6 protein-coding genes are annotated in these 22,358 nt (G+C 76.7%); all 6 read left to right on the top strand.

Annotated elements, in window-relative coordinates; translation table 11 throughout:
* The first annotated feature begins 480 nt into the window (after positions 1–480).
* From O7613_RS14205 to O7613_RS14230, 6 genes are read left to right on the top strand one after another with little or no spacing between them, the layout of a single operon-like run.
* Entirely contained in the window at positions 481–876 is a 396-nt protein-coding gene (locus O7613_RS14205) for a hypothetical protein (protein ID WP_282294356.1), read from the top strand.
* Positions 877–901: 25 nt separating this feature from the next.
* On the top strand, positions 902–1,891 hold the full coding sequence (gene sbnA / locus O7613_RS14210; protein WP_281587959.1) for a 2,3-diaminopropionate biosynthesis protein SbnA: 990 nt from the start codon (positions 902–904) through the stop codon (positions 1,889–1,891).
* Positions 1,885–2,922, top strand: coding sequence for a 2,3-diaminopropionate biosynthesis protein SbnB (gene sbnB, locus O7613_RS14215; RefSeq protein WP_282294358.1), 1,038 nt, complete (start codon positions 1,885–1,887; stop codon positions 2,920–2,922). Before sbnA ends, sbnB begins: the two co-directional genes overlap by 7 nt.
* Before the next feature lie 10 nt (positions 2,923–2,932).
* Positions 2,933–3,151 carry an MbtH family NRPS accessory protein gene (locus O7613_RS14220; protein ID WP_281587955.1) on the top strand — a complete coding sequence of 73 codons (219 nt, stop codon included), beginning with the start codon at positions 2,933–2,935 and terminating at the stop codon, positions 3,149–3,151.
* Positions 3,152–3,178: 27 nt separating this feature from the next.
* Positions 3,179–15,133: a non-ribosomal peptide synthetase gene (locus O7613_RS14225; RefSeq protein ID WP_282294360.1), complete on the top strand. Its 11,955-nt coding sequence runs from the start codon at positions 3,179–3,181 to the stop codon at positions 15,131–15,133.
* A complete protein-coding gene (locus O7613_RS14230; protein ID WP_282294362.1) occupies positions 15,130–22,356 on the top strand; it encodes a non-ribosomal peptide synthetase in 7,227 nt (2,408 codons plus the stop codon). Before O7613_RS14225 ends, O7613_RS14230 begins: the two co-directional genes overlap by 4 nt.
* Positions 22,357–22,358 lie beyond the last annotated feature (2 nt).

The raw sequence follows: 22,358 nt of genomic DNA on the forward strand, positions 1-22,358 counted from the left end.
GGTTCCGTCCTCGTTTCACGCGGTGACTTCGACCCGGCGCGGATTCCATTCCGCACAACGGCGCGGACCACTGGGCCCCTCCCGTCGGGCGACGGCTCGCAAACGCCGTCGAGGAGGTGTCCGGGTGCCGGGAAGCTAGCCACATCGCGACCGGCGCAGTCAAGCAACGCCATGTGGGATCCGCCGCTGTGCCAGGCGTCGGGGCGGTCCGCCCGTCCCGCCAGCGAGACAGCCGGACCGGGTGCTCCGCGGGGGCCGCGACCGGCGGCGGGAGCCATTCCACAATTGACCTCCCCGCGACGCCGTGCTTAACATCGCCCCCGCTTGATCTGCGGCGCCTCGAGGTGAGCCGCAGCCGACCCAGGACCTGGGTGACGGCCATCTCCCATCACCGCGGCACGGCGATGCGATTACTGTTCCGGCCGCGTCTCGAATCAATTCCGCAGGAATGGAAAGGGCGAAGACATGGCGGCAGAGGAAATGACTGTAGACCTGGATCGGGAGACCGCCGAGGAGCTGACGAAGGCCGTCGACGAGCTGACCGACGTGGTCACCCGGACCGCCCGGATGATCTGCGCCGAGCAGCCGGACGTGCCCGAGCCGGGCAGCCTGCAGGACATGGACTCGTTCTCCATGGTCCAGATGCTGCTGGAGTTGGAGAACGGGCTGGACATGAAGCTGCTGGAGAAGATGGAGGGGTTCCGGGGCGAGAGTTTCCGGGACCTGGCCCGGTTCATCGTCCGGGTGCGCGGCGAGGAGCAGGCCGCGGACAGCGCCGGCGAGGAGCAGGCCGCGGACAGCGCCGGCGCGGCACAGGCCACGGACCGGGCCGGCGCGGCACAGGCCGGCTCCGCCGACGGCCCGGCCCCGGCGTGACGCACCCCCGGCGCCGGTGATCGAGATGCCACCCCGGGACGGGATCCTCTCCGCCGTCGGGGGCACGCCGCTGGTCCGACTCGACCGCCTCTTCCCCGGCTCGCCGGCCCGGTTCTACGCCAAGCTCGAGGCGTTGAACCCGGGCGGCAGCATGAAGGACCGGTCCGCCGTCGCGATGGTGCTCGGCGCCGTCGACAGCGGTGAGCTGGTCCCGGGACGCTCGACGGTGGTCGAGTCCAGCTCCGGCAACCTCGGCATCGGGCTCGCCCAGGTGTGCCGCTGGCTCGACCTGCGCTTCGTCTGCGTGATCGACCCGAAGACGACCGCGCAGAACTGCGCGATCATGTCGGCGTACGGCGCGGAGCTGGACCGGGTCACCGAGCCGGACAACGACCTGGGCGACTTCCTCGGCGCCCGCCTGCGCCGGGTCCGGGAACTGCTCGACAGCGAACCGGACGCGTACTGGCCCAACCAGTACGCGAACCCGCTCAACGGGCGTGCGCAGGAAGCGATCATGCGGGAGGTCGTGACCGCGCTCGACGAACCGGTGGACCACCTGTTCGTGGCGACCGGCTCGTGCGGCACGATCCACGGCTGCGCCCGCTACAAGGCCGCGCACGGCCTGCGGACCCGGATCACCGCGGTCGACGCCGAGGGCAGCGCGATCTTCGGCGGCTCGACCTGCCGCCGGCTCATCCCCGGGCACGGCGCGGCCATCCGGCCCGGCCTCTACCACGACGGCATCGCCGACTCGGTGGTGCGGGTCACCGACCAGGACTGCGTCGTGGGATGCCGTCGGCTGGTGGGCGCCGAGGCGATCCTCAGCGGCGGCTCGTCCGGCGCCGTCGTCAGCGCCGTCGCCGGTCGGCTGGACACGCTGGCGGCCGGCAGCACCTGCGTGCTGATCCTGCCCGACCGGGGCGAGCGCTACCTCGACACGATCTACGACGACGCCTGGGTGCGAGCGAAGTTCGGCGAGATCGGCCACCTGTGGAAGGAGAAGGCACGGTGTTGATCCTGCGACGCGCCGACGTCCTGGCGGTCCTCGACGGCGACGAACCGGCCGTCTGCCGGCTGGTCCGCGACGCGTACGTCCACCACGCGGACGGCGCCACCGCCGTGCCCCACTCGGTCTTCCTGCGCTTCCCCGACGACGAGCGCAACCGCGTCATCGCCCTGCCCGCCTACGTCGGCGGCGCGCGTCCGGTGGCCTCGCTGAAGTGGATCGCCTCCTTCCCGGGCAACGTCGACCGGGGCCGGGAGCGGGCGTCGGCCGCCATCCTGCTCAGCTCGGTCACGGACGGCCGGACCGAGGCGCTGCTGGAGGGCTCGGTCATCTCGGCGCGCCGCACCGCCGCCTCCGCCGCCGTGGCCGCCGGCGCCCTGACCGCCGGGGCGCCCGCCGATGTCACCGCCGGTGTCGCCCTGATCGGCGCCGGGCTGATCAACGTCGAGGTGCTGCGGTTCCTGCACGCGCACCTGCCGCGGCTGGGCGCGGTCACCGTGTTCGACCTCGACCCGGGGCGGGCCCGCCGGTTCGCCGAGCGCGCCACCGCGGCCTGGCCGCGGCTCGCGGTGCGGGTGGCGGAGTCGATGACCGACGCGCTCGCCGCGCACCGGCTGGTCTGCTTCGCCACCACCGCCGCCCGACCGCACAGCGACGCCGGGGCCTGCCGGCCGGGCACGGTCGTGCTGCACCTGTCGCTGCGCGACCTGACCGCACAAGCCGTCCTGGGCGCCCGCAACGTGGTCGACGACGCCGACCACGTGTGCCGGGCGGCGACCTCGCTGGAGCTGGCCGAGACGGTCGCCGGTGACCGCCGGTTCATCGCCGCCGAACTGGGTGACCTGCTCGCCGGGCGGGTCCGGGTGCCCTACGACGAGAGCGCCCTCACCGTCTTCTCCCCGTTCGGCCTGGGCGCGCTCGACGCCGCCCTCGCCGCGCACGTGCGCGACGCCGCCGTCGAACGCGGCCTCGGCGTGCGCGTCCCGGACTTCGCCGCCGACGCCCCGGCCGACCGCGTCCCCGCCGCCGACAACCGCTGAAGGGAAACCGATGACAGAGCACGAATCCCCCACCGACCGGTCGTTCCTCGTGGTGGTGAACCACGAGGAGCAGTACTCGGTGTGGGCCGCCGACCGGCAGGTGCCCGACGGGTGGCGCGCCGAGGGTTTCGCCGGCACCCGCGAGCAGTGCCTGGACCACGTCGAACGGATCTGGACCGACATGCGCCCGCTGAGCCTGCGGCGGCGGATGGCCGAACAGGACAGCTGAGCCGCTAGCGAGCGAGTCGAGGTGACGATGAGCGCAACCCCCGCATCGGCCCAGGTCCCCCCGGCGGGGCCGGGCCGGGCCGACGAACCGGACCGGCTCGACGTCGCCCTGCCGATGCCCGCGCCGACGACCCGCCGCCGGCCGGTCGACCGGCCGGCGGGCACGGGCACCGTGCCGTTCGCGGTGCCCGGGTCGCTGGGCGGGCGGGACCGCGTCGCGACCGGCGCGGTGGCCGCCGCCGCGGTGCACACCCTGCTCGCCCGGCACGCCGGCCGGTGGGCCGGCACGCTCGCGCTGCGTACCGGGGACCGTCGCCTGTCGCTCGCCCTCGACCTGCCCCGCCGGCTGCCGTTCGCGGAGGCCGCGCGGCGGGCCGGGGAGGCGGCGCGCCGGGCCACCGACGACACCGCCGGGGTCGGGGTGCTCGTCGACGTGACCGACGGGCCCGGCGCCGCGCCGGTGGACCGGTACGACCTCGTGGTGCGCCTGCGGCGCGTCGACGGCCGGCCCACCGGCGAGCTGGCGTACCCCCGGGCGTTGTTCACCGCCGAGGACGCCGCGCGCCTCGCGGCCCGCCTGTCCACGCTGCTGCACGACGCCGACGCGCGCCCCGACGCGCCGCTGGGCGGGCTCGCGCTGCTGCCCGAGGCGGAGCGATGCGCCCTGGTCACGCCGACGGCCGGCACGCCGGTGCCGGAGCGGACCCTGCCCGAGCTGGTCGCCCGGCAGGCCGCCGATACGCCGGACGCGGTGGCGGTCGACGACGGCACCCGGCGGCTGACGTACCGCGAGCTGGTGGCCCGCAGCCGAGCGCTCGCCGCGCACCTGCGCGGACTCGGCGTGCGCCGGGGGGACCGGGTCGGCGTCGCCGTGCCCCGCGACGCGGACCTGGTCCCGGCGTTGCTGGGCGTGCTGTGGGCGGGCGCCGCCTACGTCCCCCTGGACCCCGAGCACCCGGCCGGACGGCTGGCCCACATCCTCGCCGACGCGGGCGTCGGCGTCCTGGTCACCGCCGGCCCGGACGGCGTGCGCGCCGCGCCGGGAACGGTCGAGGTCCGCCTGGACCGGCTGCCGGCGGCCGGCGACGCCGACGCGGGCCCGGGACCCGGGCCGGACGACGCGGCCTACGTCGTCTACACCTCCGGGTCGACCGGCCGGCCCAAGGGCGTGCTGGTGACCCACCGCTGTTTGACCAACTTCCTGTGGTCCATGCGCGAGCGCCCCGGGCTGCCGTCCGGGGCGGTCCTGCCGGCCGTCACCACGGTGTCGTTCGACATCGCCGTGCTGGAACTGTTCCTGCCCCTGCTCGTCGGCGGCCGGGTGCTGGTCGCCACCGGCGCCGACGCCCGCGACCCGCAGCGCCTGGCCGCGCTGCTGGCGCGCGCCGACGCCCGCGTCATGCAGGCCACCCCGATCACCTGGCGGCTCCTGCTGGACGCCGGCTGGGCGCCGCCCGCCGGCTTCACCGCGCTCTGCGGCGGCGAACGGCTCCCGGTCGAGCTGGCCCGCCGGCTGCTCGACGCCGGTGTCGACCTGTGGGACCTCTACGGGCCGACCGAAACGACCGTGTGGTCGTCGGCGGCCCGCCTCACCGGCCCGGCCGCGCGGGAGTTCGCCCCGGTCGCCAACACCAGCCTGTACGTGCTCGACGACGACCTCGAGCCGGTGCCCACGGGCGCGCCCGGCGAGCTGTACGTCGGCGGCCGGGGCGTGGCCGCCGGCTACGTCGGCCGGCCCGCGCTGACCGCCGACCGGTTCCTGCCCGACCGGTACGCCGCCGAGCCGGGCGCCCGGCTCTACCGCACCGGGGACGTGGCCCGTCGGCGTGCCGACGGGAGCCTCGAGATCCTCGGCCGCACCGACGACCAACTGAAGATCCGCGGGTTCCGGATCGAACCGGCCGAGGTGGAGAACGTCCTGGTCGACCAGCCGGGAGTGGCGGCGGCCGTGGTCGGCGCGGTCGACGACGACGCCGGCGACCCCCGGCTGGTCGCCTGGCTGCGCCCGACCGACCCGACCGACCCGCCCGGGCCGCGGGCGCTGCGCCGGCACTGCGCCCGGCTGCTGCCGCCCTACCTGGTCCCCACCCGGTTCGTGCTGCTCGACCGCTTCCCCACCACCGCCAACGGCAAGATCGACCGCTCGGCGCTGACCGTGCCGGCGGACCCGGAGGCGGACGACCACGACGACCGCGCCGACGACGCCCCGCACCGGTCCCCGGCCGACGCCACCGAACGACTTGTCGCCCGGGTCTTCGCCGAGACGCTCGGCCGCCCGGTCACCGACGCCGACGCCGATTTCTTCGCCCTGGGCGGGCACTCCCTGCTCGCCACCCGGGCCGCCGGCCGGCTGCGGGCCGAGACCGGCGCCGACGTGCCGGTCGCGGCGCTGTTCGACGGCCGCACGGTCGCCGAGGTGGCGCGTCGGCTGGCGGCCGGCCCGGTCCCGGCCACCGACGCGCCGACGGCCGGGCCGACTGCCGGGCCGGCGACCGGGCCCGCGCCGCTGTCGTTCGCGCAGCGCGGCATGTGGCTGCTGCACCAGCGGGACCCGGACGGCAGCGCCTACCACGAGCCGCTGGCGATCCCGCTGCCCGCCGGCGTGCCCGCCGACCGGGTGGAGCGCGTCGTCACGTCCGTGGTCGAGCGGCACGAGATCCTCCGGACCCGCTACGTCGAGGCCGACGCCGAACCGGTCCAGGTGGTCGACCCGCCGACGCCGGTGCGCCTGCGCGCCGAGCGCGCCGACCTGGCCGACGTCCTCGCCGAGGAGACGGCCCGCCCGTTCGACCTGGCCGCCGCCGCGCCGGTGCGGTGGCGCCTGCTCGCCGACCCGGCGGGCCGGCACACGCTGCTCGTGATGCTGCACCACATCGCCGTGGACGACCGGAGCGCCCGGCTGCTCGCCGACGAGATCGTCGACGGCTGCGCGGGCCGCAGCCGGCCCGCTCCGGCGCTGCGCTACGCCGAGCACGCCCGCCGCGAGCACGCCGCGGCCCGGGGCGAGCGCGCCGCGCGGCACCTGGACTTCTGGCGCCGGCGGTTGGCCGGGGCCCGGGCGACGGAGCTGCCCGCCGACCGGCGCCGGCCGACCGACCGCAGCGGCGCCGGCGTGCGCTTCGAGGTCCCGGCGTCGGTGGTGGCCCGCCTCGACGAGATCGCCGCCGGGCAACGCGCCACCCGGTTCCATGTCCTGCTGGCCGGCTTCTTCGCCGTCCTGGCCCGGCACAGCGGCCGTACCGACGTGACCGTGGGCGTGCCCGTCTCGCTCCGCGACCGCCCCGAGCTGGACGACGTGCTCGGGTTGTTCGTCAACACCGTCGTGCTCCGCGCCGACCTGGACCGCGCGCCGGCCTTCACCGACCTGGTTTCGGCCGTACGCGACGGGACGCTCGCCGCCTGGGCGCACGCCGACGTGCCGTTCGAGCAGGTGGTGGCGGACCGGGCCGCCGGCGTCGACCCGCTGCGCAACCCGCTGTTCACGGTGCTGTTCACCACACACGACGAGGCGCTGCCGGCGGGCTCCGAGCCGCCGCCGCACCGCGAGGTGAAGGCGGAGCAGAGCTGGCACCTCACCCCGCGTCCCGACGGCGGACTCGCCGGCCGGGTCGACGTGGCGGCGGCCCGGTTCGACCCGGACCTCGTCGCCGCCCTCGCCGCCGGGTACGTCCGGGCGCTGGCGACCGTCGCCGACGCCCCGGCCACCCCGGTCGACCGGCTGGCGCCCGGACAACCGACGCCCGCGGTCACCCCGTGGCCCGCGCCGGACGACACCGCCGTGACGGTGGCCCAGCTCGTCACGGGCCGCGCCGAACCGGACGCCGTGGCGGTCACCGGCAACGGCCCGAGCCTCACCTTCGCCGAGCTGGACCGCCGGGCCAACCGGTTGGCGCATCGGCTGCTCGGGCTGGGCGTCGGGCCGGACCGGATCGTCGCGGTGCGGCTGCCCCGGACCCCGGACCTGGTGGTGGCGCTGCTGGCCGTCGTCAAGGCCGGCGGCGCGTACCTGCCGCTGGACCCGCGCGACCCGGGACCGAGGCAGGCCCGCGCGCTCGCCGACGCCCGGCCGGTGGTCTTCCTCGGCCCCGCCGACGAGCGGCTGCCGCTGCCCGCCGGCGTCCGGCAGCTCGACCCGACCGCGCCGGCCGAGCGGGCCGCCCTGCGGCGTCTGCCGGACACCGCCGTGCCGGTCACCGTCGACCCGGACGACCTGGCCTACGTGGTCTACACCTCCGGCTCGACCGGGCAGCCGAAGGGCGTGCTGGTCACCCACCGCGGCCTGACCGCCTACACCCGCTGGGCGAGCGCCACGCTGCTGCCGCCGGGCGGCGGCGGCTCGCCGCTGCACACCTCGATCGCGTACGACCTGGCGGTGACCTCGCTGTTCCCGGTGCTGGCGGCCGGCGAGCCGGTGCGCCTGCTCGCCGAGGAACCCGGCGTGGACGCCCTCGCGCCGGCGCTGGCCGAGGCGGCCACCGGCACCCCGTACGCGATGGTCAAGCTGACGCCCACCCACCTGGACCTGCTGGCCACGGCCGCGCCCGGGGCGACCGGCGGGGCCCGTTGCCTGGTGATCGGCGGCGAGCCACTGCACGGCGACCGGCTCGCGTCCTGGGCGGCGCAGGCCCCGGCGACCCGGATCGTGAACAGCTACGGGCCGAGCGAGACGGCGGTCGCCTGCGCGGCGCACGTCACCACCGCCGTCGCGGTCGGCGACGGGCCGGTGCCGATCGGCGAGCCGCTGCCCGGCGTCACCGTCCACCTGCTCGACGAGGCGCTGCGGCCGGTGCCGGCCGGCGCGGTCGGCGAGATCCACGTCGGCGGCTGCGGGGTGGGCCGCGGCTACCTGGGCCGCGCCCGCGCGACCGCCGACCGGTTCGGGCCCGACCCGTGGGCCGCCCGACCCGGCGCGCGGCTCTACCGCACCGGTGACCTGGCCCGGCGGCGTGGCGACGGGACGATCGAGTACGTCGGCCGGCGCGACGACCAGGTGAAGATCAACGGGTACCGGGTGGAGCCGGGTGAGGCCCAGGCCGTCCTCGCCGCGCATCCGGCGGTCCGCGCCGCCGCCGTGGTGGCCGACCACCGGGATCCGCGCGCGCCGAGGCTCGCCGCCTACGTGGTCCCCGCCACCGCCGACGCCACCCCCGCGCGGCTGCGCGCCCACCTGGCCGACCGCCTCCCCGCCCACCTGGTGCCGACGCTCTGGGGCATCGTGCCCGAACTACCGCTGCTGGGTAGCGGCAAGGTGGACCGGCAGGCCCTGCCGCACCTGGCCACACCGCAGGAGGCCGGCACACGGTACGAGCCGCCGGCCTCCCCCGCCGAGCGGGTGATCGCCGCGGTCTGGGCCGACGTGCTCGGGGTCGCCCGGGTGGGCCGGCACGACCGGTTCCTCGACCTCGGCGGGCAGTCCCTGCTGGCCACCCGGCTGGCGGCCCGGCTGCGCGACCGCCTGCCCGCCCCGGTGACGGTGCGCGACGTGTTCGCCGCGCAGACCGTCGCCGCGCTCGCCACCGTCGTGGCCGAGCGGGCCCGGGCCCTGGTCGAGCGGATGTTCGACGACGACGGCGAAGAGGCCGAGCCGCAGCCGTCGCCGGTCGAGGTCGAACGGGCGCTGCCCCGCGCCGACCGGTCGGGGCCGCTGCCGCTGTCCTTCGCGCAGCGACGGCTGTGGTTCCTCGACCAGGTCGGCGACGGCGTCGACTACCTGGTGCCGACCGCGCTGCGCCTGCGCGGCGAGCTGGACCCCGACGCGCTGTCCGCCGCGCTGACCCGGGTCGTCGCCCGACACGAGGTGCTGCGCACCCGCTACGTCGCCGGGCCCGACGGCGAGCCGGCCCAGGTGGTGGACCCGCCGCCCGCGCGGATCGCGCTGACGCCCGAGGACGCCGACCCGGCCGCCGTGCTGCGCGCCGAGGTGGAGATCCCGGTCGACCTGGCCGCCGGGCCGGTGCTGCGGGCGCGGTTGCTGCGGGTCACCCCGCGGGAGCACGTGCTGCTGCTCGTCATCCACCACATCGCGGTCGACGGACTGTCGATGGGGCTGATCGCCGAAGAGCTGGCGGACGCCGGCCGGGGGGTGACGCCGGCGCCGCTGCCGGCCCAGTACGCCGACTTCGCCGTCTGGCAGCGTGACCGGCTCACCGGGCCGGAGCTGGACCGGCTGCTCGACTACTGGCGGCAGCGGCTCGCCGGGTCGGAGCCGACGCACCTGCCGGCCGACCGGCCCCGGCCGGCGCTGCGCGACGCGCACGGCGACCTGGTGCGGTTCACCGTGCCGGCGACGGTCGTCCGGCGGCTCGACGAGGTCGGTCGCCGCGCCGGCGCCACCGGCTTCATGACCTGCCTGACCGTCTTCCTGACCCTGCTCGCCCGCCACACCGGACGCACCGACGTGACCGTCGGCGTGCCCACCTCCGGGCGCACCACGGCCCAGGTGGAGCAGCTCGTCGGCTTCTTCGTCAACACGGTGGTGCTGCGCGCCGACCTGGCCGGTGACCCCTCGTTCGCCGGGCTGCTCGGCCGGGTCGCGGACGTCGCCGCCGAGTCGTTCGCGCACGAGGAACTGCCGTTCGATCGGCTGGTGGAGGAGCTGGCCCCGCAGCGGGACCGCTCCGGCAATCCGCTGTTCGACCTCCTGTTCGCCTACCGGGAGGCAGGCGACGAGCGGTTCGCGCTGCCCGGCCTGGACGTCACCGTCGAGCCGACGCCCACCCACACCGCCAAGTTCGACCTCACCCTGGAGGTGACCCGCCAGCCCGACGGCGGCCTGACCGGCGAGATCGAGTACGCGACCGCGCTGTTCGACCGGAGCACCGTGGAGCGGATCGCCGGGCGCTTCGGCCACCTCCTGGCCGGCGCGGCCGAGGCGCCCCACCTGCCGATCAGCCGGCTGCCGATGCTCGACGCCGCCGAACACCGGGCCGTCGTCGCGCACGGTCACGGGCCGGACCGGCCCCGCCCCGACGCCGGCCTGCCCGAACTCGTCGCCGAGCAGGCGGCCCGTACGCCCGGGGCGGTCGCGGTCGAGTACGGCGACGAGCGGATGCGCTACGGCGACCTCGACGCCGCCGCCAACCGGCTCGCCCGGCACCTGCGGGCGGCCGGCATCGGCCGCGACGACGTCGTCGGGCTGTGCCTGCCCCGCCGGCCCGACCTGGTCGTGGCGCTGCTCGGCGTGCTGCGGGCCGGCGCGGCGTTCCTGCCGCTGGACCCGGCGCACCCGCCCCAGCGGCAGGCCCTGATGCTGCGCGACGCCGGCGCCCGGCTGCTGCTCACCGCGGACGGGTCACCGCCCGGCCTGGCCGCGACGCTCGGCGCCGAGGTGCCCACCCTGGACCTGACCGCCGAACGCGCGCAGATCCGGGCCCGGGCGGCGACCGCACCGGACCGTACCGACCCCGACTCGATCGCGTACGTCATCTACACCTCCGGCTCGACCGGCGCGCCGAAGGGCGTGGCGGTCCCGCACCGCGGCATCCGCAACCGGGTGCTCTGGGCGGTGCGGCGATACGGTTTCGGGCCGGACGACCGGATGCTGCAGAAGACGTCGGTCAGCTTCGACGCCAGCGTGTGGGAGTTCCTCGCGCCGCTGGTCAGCGGCGGCGCGGTCGTCCTGGCCCCGGCCGGCGCCGAGCGCGACCCGGCGACCGTCGTCGACCTGGTGGCGCGGCACCGGGTCACCGTGTTGCAGGGGGTGCCGTCGTTCCTGCGGCCACTGGCCGACGAGCCGACCCTGGACCGGTGCGTCAGCCTGCGGCTGCTCTTCTCGGCCGGGGAGCCGCTCGCCGACGACCTGGCCCGCCGGCTCACCGGCCGGCTGCCGGTCACCCTGGTCAACACGTACGGGCCGACCGAGGCGTCGATCGACGTCACCGCGTGGCAGTACGACGACGCCGCGCCGGCCGGCGGGCCGGTGCCGATCGGCGCGCCGCTCGACAACACCCGCGCGTTCGTCCTCGCCGGCGACGGGTCGGTCGCGCCGTTCGGCGTACCCGGTGAGCTGCACGTGGCCGGCGAGGGACTGGCCCGCGGCTACCTCGGCCGGCCTCGGCTGACCGCGCAGCGGTTCGTGCCGGACCCGTACGGGCCGCCCGGGTCCCGGGCCTATCGCACCGGTGACCTGGCCCGGCGGCGCGCCGACGGCGCCCTGGAGTTCCTCGGGCGCACCGACCAACAGGTCAAGATCCGTGGCGTCCGGGTGGAGCCGGGCGAGGTGGAGACCGTGCTCGCCCGGCACCCGGCGGTGTCGACCGCGGTGGTGGTCGCCCGGCCGGGGCCGGACGGGCAGGCCCGGCTCGCCGCCTACCTGGTGACGCGGGGCGCGCCGCCGGCGCACACCGAGATCCGCGCGTTCCTGCTGGCCCGGCTGCCGGAGCCGTACGTGCCGTCGGTGTTCGTGCCGGTGGACCGGATGCCGCTGACCACGAGCGGCAAGGTGGATCGGGCCGCGCTCCCGGAGCCCGGCTTCGACCGGCGCGGCGAGCTGGTCGCGCCGCGCACCCCCACCGAGCGGACGGTCGCGGCGATCCTCGCCGAGGTGCTCGGGCTGGACACGGTGGGCGTCACCGACGACTTCTTCGAGCTGGGCGGCCACTCGCTGCTGGCGATCCGGTTCGCCGGCCGGCTGCGGGCGGCCCTCGGCGCCGCCGTCTCGGTGCGCGCGGTGCTCGAGGACCGCACCGTCGCGGCCGTGGCGGCCCGCTACGCCGACCGGGCCGCGCCCGCCGTCGACGGTGGCATCGCCGGCGCGGCGGCGGACGGGCCGGCCGCGTTGTCCCACGCCCAGCAGCGGCTGTGGTTCCTGCACCGGCTGGACCCGGACGGCACGCAGTACCACGTGACCTGGGCGGTGCGGCTCGCCGGCCGGCTCGACCCGGACGCGTTGGCGGCGGCGCTCACCGATGTCGTCGCCCGCCACGACGTGCTGCGCACCCGCTACCCGGCCGGCCCGGACGGCACGCCGGCGCAGGTCGTCGAGCCGGCCCGGCCGGTCCGCCTGCCGGTGACCGAGGCGCCGCCGGTCGCCGACCGCGTCGGGCGTGACGACCGGCTCGCCGCGCTGGTGCGTACCCTGGCCGACCGGCCGTTCGACCTGGAGGCGGCGCCACCGGTCTCGCCGCACCTGATCCGGCTCGGCCCGGACGACCACGTGTTCGTCCTCGTCATGCACCACATCGCCGGCGACGGCTGGTCGGACCGCGTGCTGGCCCGCGACCTGTCCGCCGCGTACCGGTCCCGGCTCGCCGGCCGCCCGGCGGCGCTGCCGCCGCCCGCGGTGCGCTACGCCGACGTCGCGGTGTGGCAGCGGGCGCGGCTGACCGACGAGACGGTCACCGCCGAGGTGGCGTTCTGGCGCGAGCGGCTGGCCGGGCTGTCCCCGCTCGCGCTGCCGACCGACCTGCCGCGCCCGCCGGTCCGCGACGGCCGTGGCGCCACTGTGGACGCCCGGCTGCCCGCCGAGGTGGCGCGCCCGCTGCTGGCCGTCGGCCGGCGCTGCGGCGCGACCCCGTTCGTGACCTTCCTCGCCGTCTTCGCCGCGCTGCTGGGTCGGCACGCCGGGACCGTCGACGTGCCGATCGGCACCGTCGTCGCCGGTCGGCACCGCCCCGAGCTGGAGGACCTGGTCGGCCTGCTGGTCAACACCGTGGTGCTCCGCGTCGACCTGGACGACGACCCGGACCTCACCACGCTCCTCGGCCGGGTCCGGCGGCACGCCGGGGACGCGTTCGCCCACGACGAGCTGCCGTTCGACCGGCTGGTGGAGGAGCTGGCGCCGCCGCGGGACCTGTCCCGCTCGCCGCTGTGCGACGTGATGATGGTGGTCGACGACGCGGCGGGCGACGGGCTCCGGCTCGCCGGCCTGCGCGCGGACCGTCTGGACACCGGGCGCCGGACCGCGAAGTTCGACCTCACCCTGACCCTGACCGCCGAGCCGGACGGCGGGTACCGCCTGGAACTGGAGTACGCGACCGCGCTGTTCGGCGCGGACACCGCCCGCCGGATGGCCGCCCAGTTCGGTGTCCTGGCGGCGGGCGCGGCGGCGGCGCCGGGAACGCCCGTCGGCCGGCTGCCGTTGCTCGGCGAGCGGGAGGGGCGGGAGCTGGCCCGGCGCTGGAACCCGCCGGCCGAGCCGGTCGACCGGGAGTGCCTGCACGAGGCGTTCGCGGCGCAGGTGCGGCGCACCCCGGACGCGGTGGCCGTGGAGAGCCCCGCCGGCCGGTTGACCTACGCCGAGCTGGAGCGGCAGGCCACCGCCCTGGCGCACCGGCTGCGCGGTGCCGGCGTGGCGCCGGAGCGACCGGTCGCCGTCCTGCTCGACCGGTCGCTCGCGGTGCCGGTGGTGCTGTTCGCCGTGCTGCGCGCCGGCGGGGTGTACGTGCCGCTGGGCACCGGTCAGCCGCCGGAGCGGTTGGCCGTCCTGCTGCGTGACCTGCGCCCGGCGGCCGTGGTCGCCGGGAAGCGGGTCGCCGACCGGATCGACGTCGACGGCACGCCGGTCGTGGTCGTCGGCGAGACCGGATCGGCGGAGGACGCCGCGTCGGGTGACCTGCCCGGCGACCTGCCGGCCGGCGACCCGGACCGACTCGCCTACATGATCTACACGTCGGGCTCCACCGGCCGGCCGAAGGCGGTGATGGTGCCGCACGCCTCGTACACCCACCACTGCCGGATGATCGCCGAGGTCAGCGAGCTTCGCGACACCGACCGCGCGGTCCTGCTCTCGGCGCTCACCTTCGACCTGGCGATGGAGCAGCTCGGGGCGATCCTGCTGGTCGGCGGCACGGTGGTGATCAGCGACGCCCAGTTCTGGGCGCCGTCGGAGCTGCCCGACCGGTTCGCCGCCGCCGGGATCACCCACGTCCTGCTCACCCCGGCCTACTACCGCGAGGTGATGGCCGGGGTGCGGCACCGGGATCCGCGGTTGAGCCGGCTGCGGCTGGTGCACGTCGGCGGCGAGGTGGTCACCCACGAGGACGCCCGACTGTGGCACGCGGCGCAGCTACCCGGCCGGTTCGTCTGCGCGTACGGGCCCACCGAGGCCACCATCGTCTCGCTGACCCATCCGGTGTCGGCGGCGGAGGTGACCCCGGGCCGGACGCCGCTGCCGATCGGCCGGCCGGTCCCCGGCACCCGCGCGTACGTGCTCGACGACGACCTGCGGCCGGTGCCCACCGGCTTCGTCGGTGAGCTGTGCCTGGGCGGCGAGCGGGTCAGCCGCGGCTACCACGACCGGCCGCGACTGACCGCCGACCGGTTCGTGCCCGACCCCTTCGGTGAGCTGCCCGGGCAGCGGCTGTACCGCACCGGCGACCACGTGCGGCAGGCCGCCGACGGCACGGTGGAGTTCGTCGGCCGCGTCGACGGCCAGGTCAAGCTGCGCGGCCTGCGGATCGAGCTGGGCGAGATCGAGGCGGCGCTGGCCACCCACCCCGAGGTGCGGGCCGCCGCCGCGGCGGTGCACGGCGACGACGGCGACCGGCGGCTGGTCGCCTACGTGGTGCCGCACGCGGGCGCCACGCCCAGCCCGGCGCTGCTGCGCCGCCACCTCGCCGACCGGGTGCCGGACTACATGCTCCCGGGCGCCTGGGTGACGCTGGACCGTCTGCCGCTCAACGCGAGCAAGAAGGTCGACCGGGCGGCGCTGCCACCGCCGTCGGCCGCCGACGTGGACGACTCCGCCGCCGAGGTGGCCCCGCGCACCGAGGTCGAACAGGCCATCGCCGGCGCGTGGGCGCAGGTGCTGGGGCTGCCGTCGGTCGGCGTCGAGCACGACTTCTTCGCGGTCGGCGGGCACTCGCTGCTGGCCACCCGCCTGCTGGCCCGGCTGCGGGACCTGTTCGGCCTGGAGATCCCGCTGCGGGCGCTGTTCGAGGCGACCACGGTCAGCGCGCAGGCGGCCATGTTGGAACGGCTGGCCGAGAGTCTGGACGGCGACAACGGGTCGACCGACGCCGGGATGGGAGTGAGTGGAGCATGAGTGCTGAGGCGATCCGCCCGCCGCAGGGGGCCGGCGCCCGGCTGCTGCGGGACCGGCTGCGGGCCCGCGCGTCCGACCCGAAGCCCGACGGTGACCGGCTGCCCGACGTGGTCGCGGTCCCCCGCGACGGTGTGCTGCCGCTGTCCTTCGCCCAGCGCCGGCTCTGGGTGCTCGACCGGATCCGTCCCGGCGGCGCCGACTACGTGGTGCCGATCGCGCTGCGCCTGGACGGGAACCTCTCCCAGATCGACCTCGGGGACGCGCTGCGCCGCCTCGTCGCCCGGCACGAGATCCTGCGGACCCGCTACGTCGAGGGCGCGGACGGCGAGCCGGTGCAGCGCATCGACCCGCCCGGCCCGGTGCCGTTGGAGTTCGTCGACCTCGGCGGCGCGCCGGAGTCCGCGCTGGACTCGTTGCTCGAGGCCGAGGCGCTGCGGCCGTTCGACCTGGCGAACGGTCCGGTCCTGCGGGCCCGGCTGATCCGCTCCGGGCCGCGTACGCACGTGCTCGCCGTCCTGCTGCACCACATCGCGATCGACGGCTGGTCCTGCGACCTGCTGGTCCGCGACCTCGCCGCGCTGTGCGCCGGCGCGGACCCGCAGCCGCCCGCGTTGCAGTACGCCGACTTCGCCGCCTGGCAGCGCGCGCACCCCGCCGACCCGGACGGCGTCGCCTACTGGACCCGGCAGCTCCGCGACCTGCCGGCGCCGGAGCTGCCCACCGACCGTCCCCGCCCGGCGGTGTGGGACGACACCGGCGGCACGGTGCGCTTCGACGTCCCGGCCGACCTGGCCCGCCGGGCGGGGGTCGTCGCCCGCGAGCACCGGGCCACCCCCTTCATGCTCCACCTGGCGGTGCTCTGGACGCTGCTGGCCCGCTGCACCGGGCAGAACGACTTCGCGGTGAGCACCCCGATCGCCGGCCGCACCCGCCGGCAGACGCACGACCTGATCGGTCACTTCGTCAACATGCTCGTGCTGCGCGCCGACCTGGCCGGCGACCCGACCTTCGCCGAGCTGCTCGACCGGGCCCGGAGCACCGCGATCGACGCCTACAGCCACCAGGACGTGCCGTTCGAGCAGATCGTCGACGCCCTCGCCGTCGACCGCGACCTGGCCACCCATCCGCTGACCGGGGTCAACCTGACGTTGCAGAACAACGAGCCGGCCCGGTTCGAGGCCGCCGGCGTCACCGGCGAACTGGTCCCGGTCCGGTCCCGGCGCGCCAAGTTCGACCTGGGCTGGACGCTTGAGGAGCGCCCGGACGGCTCGTTCGGCGGCGAGGTGACCTACCCGTACGCGTTGTTCGACGAACCGACGATCCACCGGATGACCCGGATCTACCGGCGGCTGCTGGAGGCGGCGGTCGCCGACCCGGGCCGCCCGGTCGGCGCCCTGCCGATGCTCGACGGCCCGGCGCTGGCCGAGGTGGTCCGGCCGCCGGCGGGCGCCGCGCCGGCCGGACCGTGCCTGCACGAACGCTTCGGCGAGCAGGCCCGCCGCCGCGGCGACGCGGTCGCGCTGACCGCGGGCGAAGACCGGCTGACCTACCGCGAGCTGGACGAACGCGCCAACCGGCTGGCCCACCGGCTGCGCGGGGCCGGCGTCGGGCGGGAGCACCTGGTGGGCGTCTGCCTGCCCCGCGGCCTCGACCTGGTGGTGGCCGTGCTCGGCGTGCTCAAGGCCGGCGCCGCCTACCTGCCGCTGGACCCGGACCACCCGCAGGAGCGGCTGGGCTTCCTGCTGCGCGACGCGGACGCGCACGTCCTCGTCACCGACCGCGCCCTGGCCACCCGGGCGCCGACCGAACCGGACGACGAGGTGATCGTCCTCGACGACCCCGCCGAGGCGGCCCGGATCGCCGCGCTGCCGGGCGACCCGCCGCCGGTGCCGGCCCACCCCGACGACCTGGCCTACGTCATCTACACCTCCGGGTCGACCGGGCAGCCCAAGGGGGTGCAGGTCACGCACGGCAACGTGGTGCGGCTGCTGACCGGCACCGAGCCCGAGTACCGGTTCGGGCCGGACGACGTGTGGGCGCTGTTCCACTCGTACGCGTTCGACGTCTCGGTCTGGGAGATCTGGGGCGCCCTGCTGCACGGCGGCCGGCTCGTGGTGGTGCCGTACCAGGTCTCCCGGTCGCCGTGGGAACTTGCCGACCTGCTCGCCGCCGAGCGGGTCACCGTGCTCAACCAGACCCAGTCGGCGTTCCGCTCCCTGATCCAGCTCGCCGAGCGGGGCGAGGGCGACCTGGACCGGCTCTGCCTGCGTCTGGTGATCCTCGCCGGCGAGGCCGTCGACGTGGAGTCCCTGCGCCCCTGGTGGCAGCGGTTCGGCGACGAGACGCCCCGACTGGTCAACATGTACGGCATCACCGAGACCACGGTGCACAGCACCTACCGCGCCCTGACCGTCGCCGACCTCGACCGGCGGCGCAGCCCGATCGGGCGTCCCCTCACCGACCTGACCGTCCACCTCCTGGACGACCGGTTGCAGCCGGTGCCGCTCGGCGTGCCCGGGGAGATCTGCGTCGGCGGGCCGGGGGTCACCCGTGGCTACCTCAACCGGCCGGCGTTGACCGCCCGGCGGTACGTGCCGGACCCGTTCGGCGCGCCCGGCGCCCGCCTGTACCGCTCCGGCGACAAGGCGCGCATGATGCCCGGCGGTGAGCTGGAGTTCCTCGGCCGGTTCGACGACCAGGTGAAGATCCGCGGCTTCCGGGTCGAGCTCGGTGAGGTCGAGGCGTGCCTGGGCGCGCACCCCGACCTGAAGGCGGCGGTGGTCACCGTCCAGGAGACCGGCCCGGGCGAGCACCGGCTGGTCGGCTACCTGGTGCCGCGCACCGACACCGTGACCGTGCCGCAGGTGCGGGCCCACCTGTCCCAGCGGCTGCCCGCCTACATGGTGCCGGCGGTGCTGACGGTGCTGCCGGAGCTGCCGCTGACCGTCAACGGCAAGGTGGACCGGCGGGCCCTGCCGGCGCCGGACGAGGCCCGCCCGGAGCAGCGGCAGGAGTACCGGCCGCCGGCCACCGCCGCGGAGATGGCGATGGCCGGACTGTGGGCCCAGGTCCTCGGCGTCGACCTGGTCGGGGTCCGGGACAACTTCTTCGCCCTCGGCGGCGACTCCATCCGGGCGGTACGCCTCGTCGGCCTGCTGCGGGACCGGGGCTTCGGCTACTCGGTGCAGGACCTGTTCCGCCACCAGAGCATCGCCGAGCTGCTCGCCGGCGGGCCCGGCCAGCACGCCGCCGAACGGGTGGGCACCCCGCCGTTCGCGCTGCTCGACCCGGACGACCGGGCCCGGGTGCCGGCGGGCGTCGTCGACGCGTACCCGATGGCGCGGGCCCAGGCCGGCATGGTCTACGAGCTGCTGGCCGACCCGGAGAACCGGCCCTACCAGAACGTCACCAGCTACCTGGTGCGCGACACCGGCGACTTCGACCCGGCGGCGCTGCGGGCGGCCGTCGACGGCGCGGTGGCCGCGCACGAGATCCTGCGCACCTCGTTCGACCTGGCCGGTTTCGCCGAGCCGGTGCAACTCGTGCACCGGGCCGCGACGCCCGAGTGCGCCCACCACGACCTGCGCGGGATGCCGGCCGACGAGCAGCGGGCCCACCTGGACCGGTTCCGCCGCCGGGAACGGGTCCGGGTCTTCGACCTCGGCCGGGCGCCGCTGATCCGGGTGCACGCGCACCGGGTCACCGACCAGCGGTGGTACCTGTCGCTCACCGAGTGCCACGCCATCCTCGACGGGTGGAGCCACAACTCCCTGGTCTCGGAGCTGCTGGCGGGCTACCGGGCGCACCGGGCGGGGCATCTGCCGCCCGCGCCCGAGGCGACCACCGTCCGGTTCGCCGACTTCGTCGCCCAGGAACGGCACAGCGTTACCGACCCGGCCGACCGGGGTTTCTGGGCCGGACGGCTGGCCGGCGTGGAGCGGCTCACCATCCCGGCGGCCTGGGGCGACCCGGCCGCGACCGGGACGTGCGCGGTGCACGTGCCCTACCGGGACGTCGAGGCGGGCCTGCGCGAGCTGGCGAAGCGGGCCGGCGCCTCGCTCAAGAGCGTGCTGCTCGCCGCGCACCTCACGGTGTGGCGGCAGGCCACCGGCACGACCGCGTTCCACGGCGCGTTGGTGAGCAACGGCCGCACCGAGGCGCAGGGCGGCGACCTGGTCCGGGGGATGTTCCTCAACCCGGTGCCCGTGGTGGCGCCGCCGGCCACCGGCAGCTGGCGGGACCTGGTCCGGGCGGTCTTCGCCGAGGAGGTGGCGCTCTGGCCGCACCGCCGCTATCCGCTCGCCGAGATGCAGCGGCTGTTCGGCGCCGGCGGCCGGTTGCACGAGGTCGCGTTCAACTACCTCGACTTCCACGTGCTGGACCGGGTCACGGTGGACACCGAGGCGAGCACCGACGTCAGCCCCAACGAGTTCCCCTTCGCCGTGTCCACGCTGGGCGGGGCGCTGGTCATGATGGCCCAGGCCGCGCGGATCGACAGGCGGCACTGCGACCTGCTGGCCGGCATGTACCGGGCGGCGCTGACCGCCATGGCGACCGACCCGGACGGCCCGGCCACCCGGGTCCTGCTGCCGGCGGAGACGCGGGCGCGGCTGCTGTCGGCCGGCGCCGGGCCGAGGACGCCGGTCACCGTCCGCGGCCTCCACCAGCTCGTCGCCGAGCAGGCCGGCGAGCGGCCGTACGCCGTCGCGGCGCGCACCGCCGACGACCGGCTGACCTACCGCGACCTGCACCGCCGGGCCCGGACGTGGGCGGCGCGGCTGCGGGCCGCCGGGGTACGCCCCGGCGACCGGGTCGGCGTCTGCCTGCCCCGGTCACCGGAGCTGCTGGCGGCGGTCGCCGGCATCGCCGCGGCCGGCGCCGCCTGGGTGCCGGTCGACCGTCGCGATCCCCTGCCCCGGGTCACCGCCGTTCTGGCCGACGCCGATGTCCGGGCGGTCGTCGCCGGTCCGGAGCACGTCGGCCGGCACGGCGGGCGGCCGGTCCTGACGCCCGAGCCGGACGAGCGCGGCGACGACGGCGCGCCGCTCCGGCAGCCGCACCCGGACGACGTGGCGTACGTGGTGCACACCTCCGGCTCCACCGGCCGGCCGATGGGCGTGGTGGCGACCCATGGCGCGCTCGCCGACCGGGCCGCCGCGATGCGCCGCAACCTGCGGCTGAGCGCCGCCGACGTGGTGCTCGGGGTGGTGCCCGTCTCCACCGACGTGGCGCAGCTCGCGCTCGCCGTCACACTCGGCTGCGGCGGTCAGCTCGTGCTCGCCAGCGAGGACGACGCCCGCGACCCGGTGTCCCTGGCCGACCTGCTGCGCCGCACCGGGGCCACCGTCATGCAGGCGTCCCCGACGACGTGGCGGATGCTGCTGGAGTCGGGCTGGACCCCGCCGGCCGGGTTCCGGGTGCTCTCCGGCGGGGAGGCCGTCGACGCCGGGCTGGTGGGCCGGCTGGCCGCCGACGGCGCCGAGGTCTGGGACAACTACGGCCCGAGCGAGGCGACCGTCTTCTGCTTCGGCTCCCGCCTCTCCGGCCCCGACGCGCCGGTCTGGACGCCGGCCGCGAACACCACAGTCCACCTGCTCGACGACGACCTCACGCCGGTGCTGCCCGGGGTGCCGGGGCAGATCTTCGTCGGCGGCGACGGGTTGGCGCAGGGCTACCTCGGCCGGCCCCGGGCCACCGCCGCCGCGTTCCTGCCCGACCCGTACGGCGCGACGCCCGGCGCGCGGCTCTACGCCACCGGCGACATCGGCCGGTGGGACCGGGACGGCCGGATCGTGGTGCTCGGCCGGCGCGACCACCAGGTGAAGATCCGCGGTTTCCGGATCGAGCTGGGCGAGGTCGAGCACGTCCTGCTGACCCAGCCGGGGGTGCGCGGCGCGGTGGTACACCCGGTGACCGGCGGCGACGGCGACCGGCGGCTCGCCGCGTACCTGGTCCTGGACGCCGGGGGCACGGCCGCCGAGGTGCGGCGGCGCGCGGGCGCCGTGCTGCCGGACCACATGGTGCCGGCCACGTTCACCGTGCTGCCGGCGTTCCCGCGCCTTCCCAACGGCAAGATCGACCGGGGTGCCCTGCCGGCGCCGGCGCCGGACGAGACCGCGCCGGCCCTCCCCTACCGCGCGCCCCGCGGACCGGTGGAGCAGGCCATCGCCGCGACCTGGGCCGACCTGCTCGACCGGGACCGGGTCGGCCGCGACGACGACTTCTTCGCCATCGGCGGTCACTCGCTGCTGATGCTGCGGGTCATCGCGCGGCTGCGCCGGGCCGACGGGATCGACCTGAGCTTCCGGGACTTCCTGACCCACCGCACCGTACGCGGCATCGCGACCGCCGCCGGCGCCCCGGACCGGTCGCCCGCCTCGGCGCTGCTGTGGCTCCGCCGCGACGGCGCGGGGACGCCGCTGTTCTGCCTGCACCCCGGCGGTGGCAGCGCGCACTGGTACCGGGAGCTGGCCGCGGTCGCCGAGCAGCCGGTCGCCGCGTTCGAGTGGCCCGGGCTGCACGACGGCACGGTGGCGGCCGCGGACGTCCCGGCCATCGCCGGGCGTTACCTCGACGAGCTGCGGGCGGCCCGCCCGAGCGGGCCCTACCGCCTGCTCGGCTGGTGCGCCTCCAGCGGAATCGCCTGGGAGATGGCCCGCAGGCTGCGCGCCGACGGCGAGCAGGTCCGGCTGATCCTGCTGGATCCGGTGAACGACGACGCGGCGGCGGACCGGGAGGCGCACCGGGTTCGCGTCGGCGCGCGGCTCGCCCGGCTGCGCGACGCCGAGCGGGTCTGCGCCGCCGTGGCCGGCGAGGGCGCCGACCCGGCCCGCCGGGCGGACCTCCTGGCCACCATCCGGGAGCTCGTCGACGACGCCGACGCCTGGGTCGACGACGCCGACCTGGGCGACGTGTGGGCCCACCGCCTGCGGGCCTGGCGGCACCTGCTCCAGGCCCGGCTCGACTACCGCTTCCCGACCTACGCCGGCAGCGTCGACGTGCTGCTCAGCGACGAGGTGGCGGCCGGGGACCACGAGTCGGCGCTGGACCTGCGGCCGGCGGAGTACGTGCGGCGGTGGCGCGGGGCCGCCGCCGGGGACGTCCGGGTGCACCGGGTCGCCGGCGACCACCTGGGGGTGCTGCGACCGCCGCGGGTCGCCGCGTTGGCGGCGGTGCTTGCCGCCGTGACCGGGGAGACGACGACCGACGGGGGACGGAAGTGACT

The sequence above is a fragment of the Micromonospora sp. WMMD975 genome (assembly GCF_029581215.1).
GTDB lineage: Bacteria > Actinomycetota > Actinomycetes > Mycobacteriales > Micromonosporaceae > Micromonospora.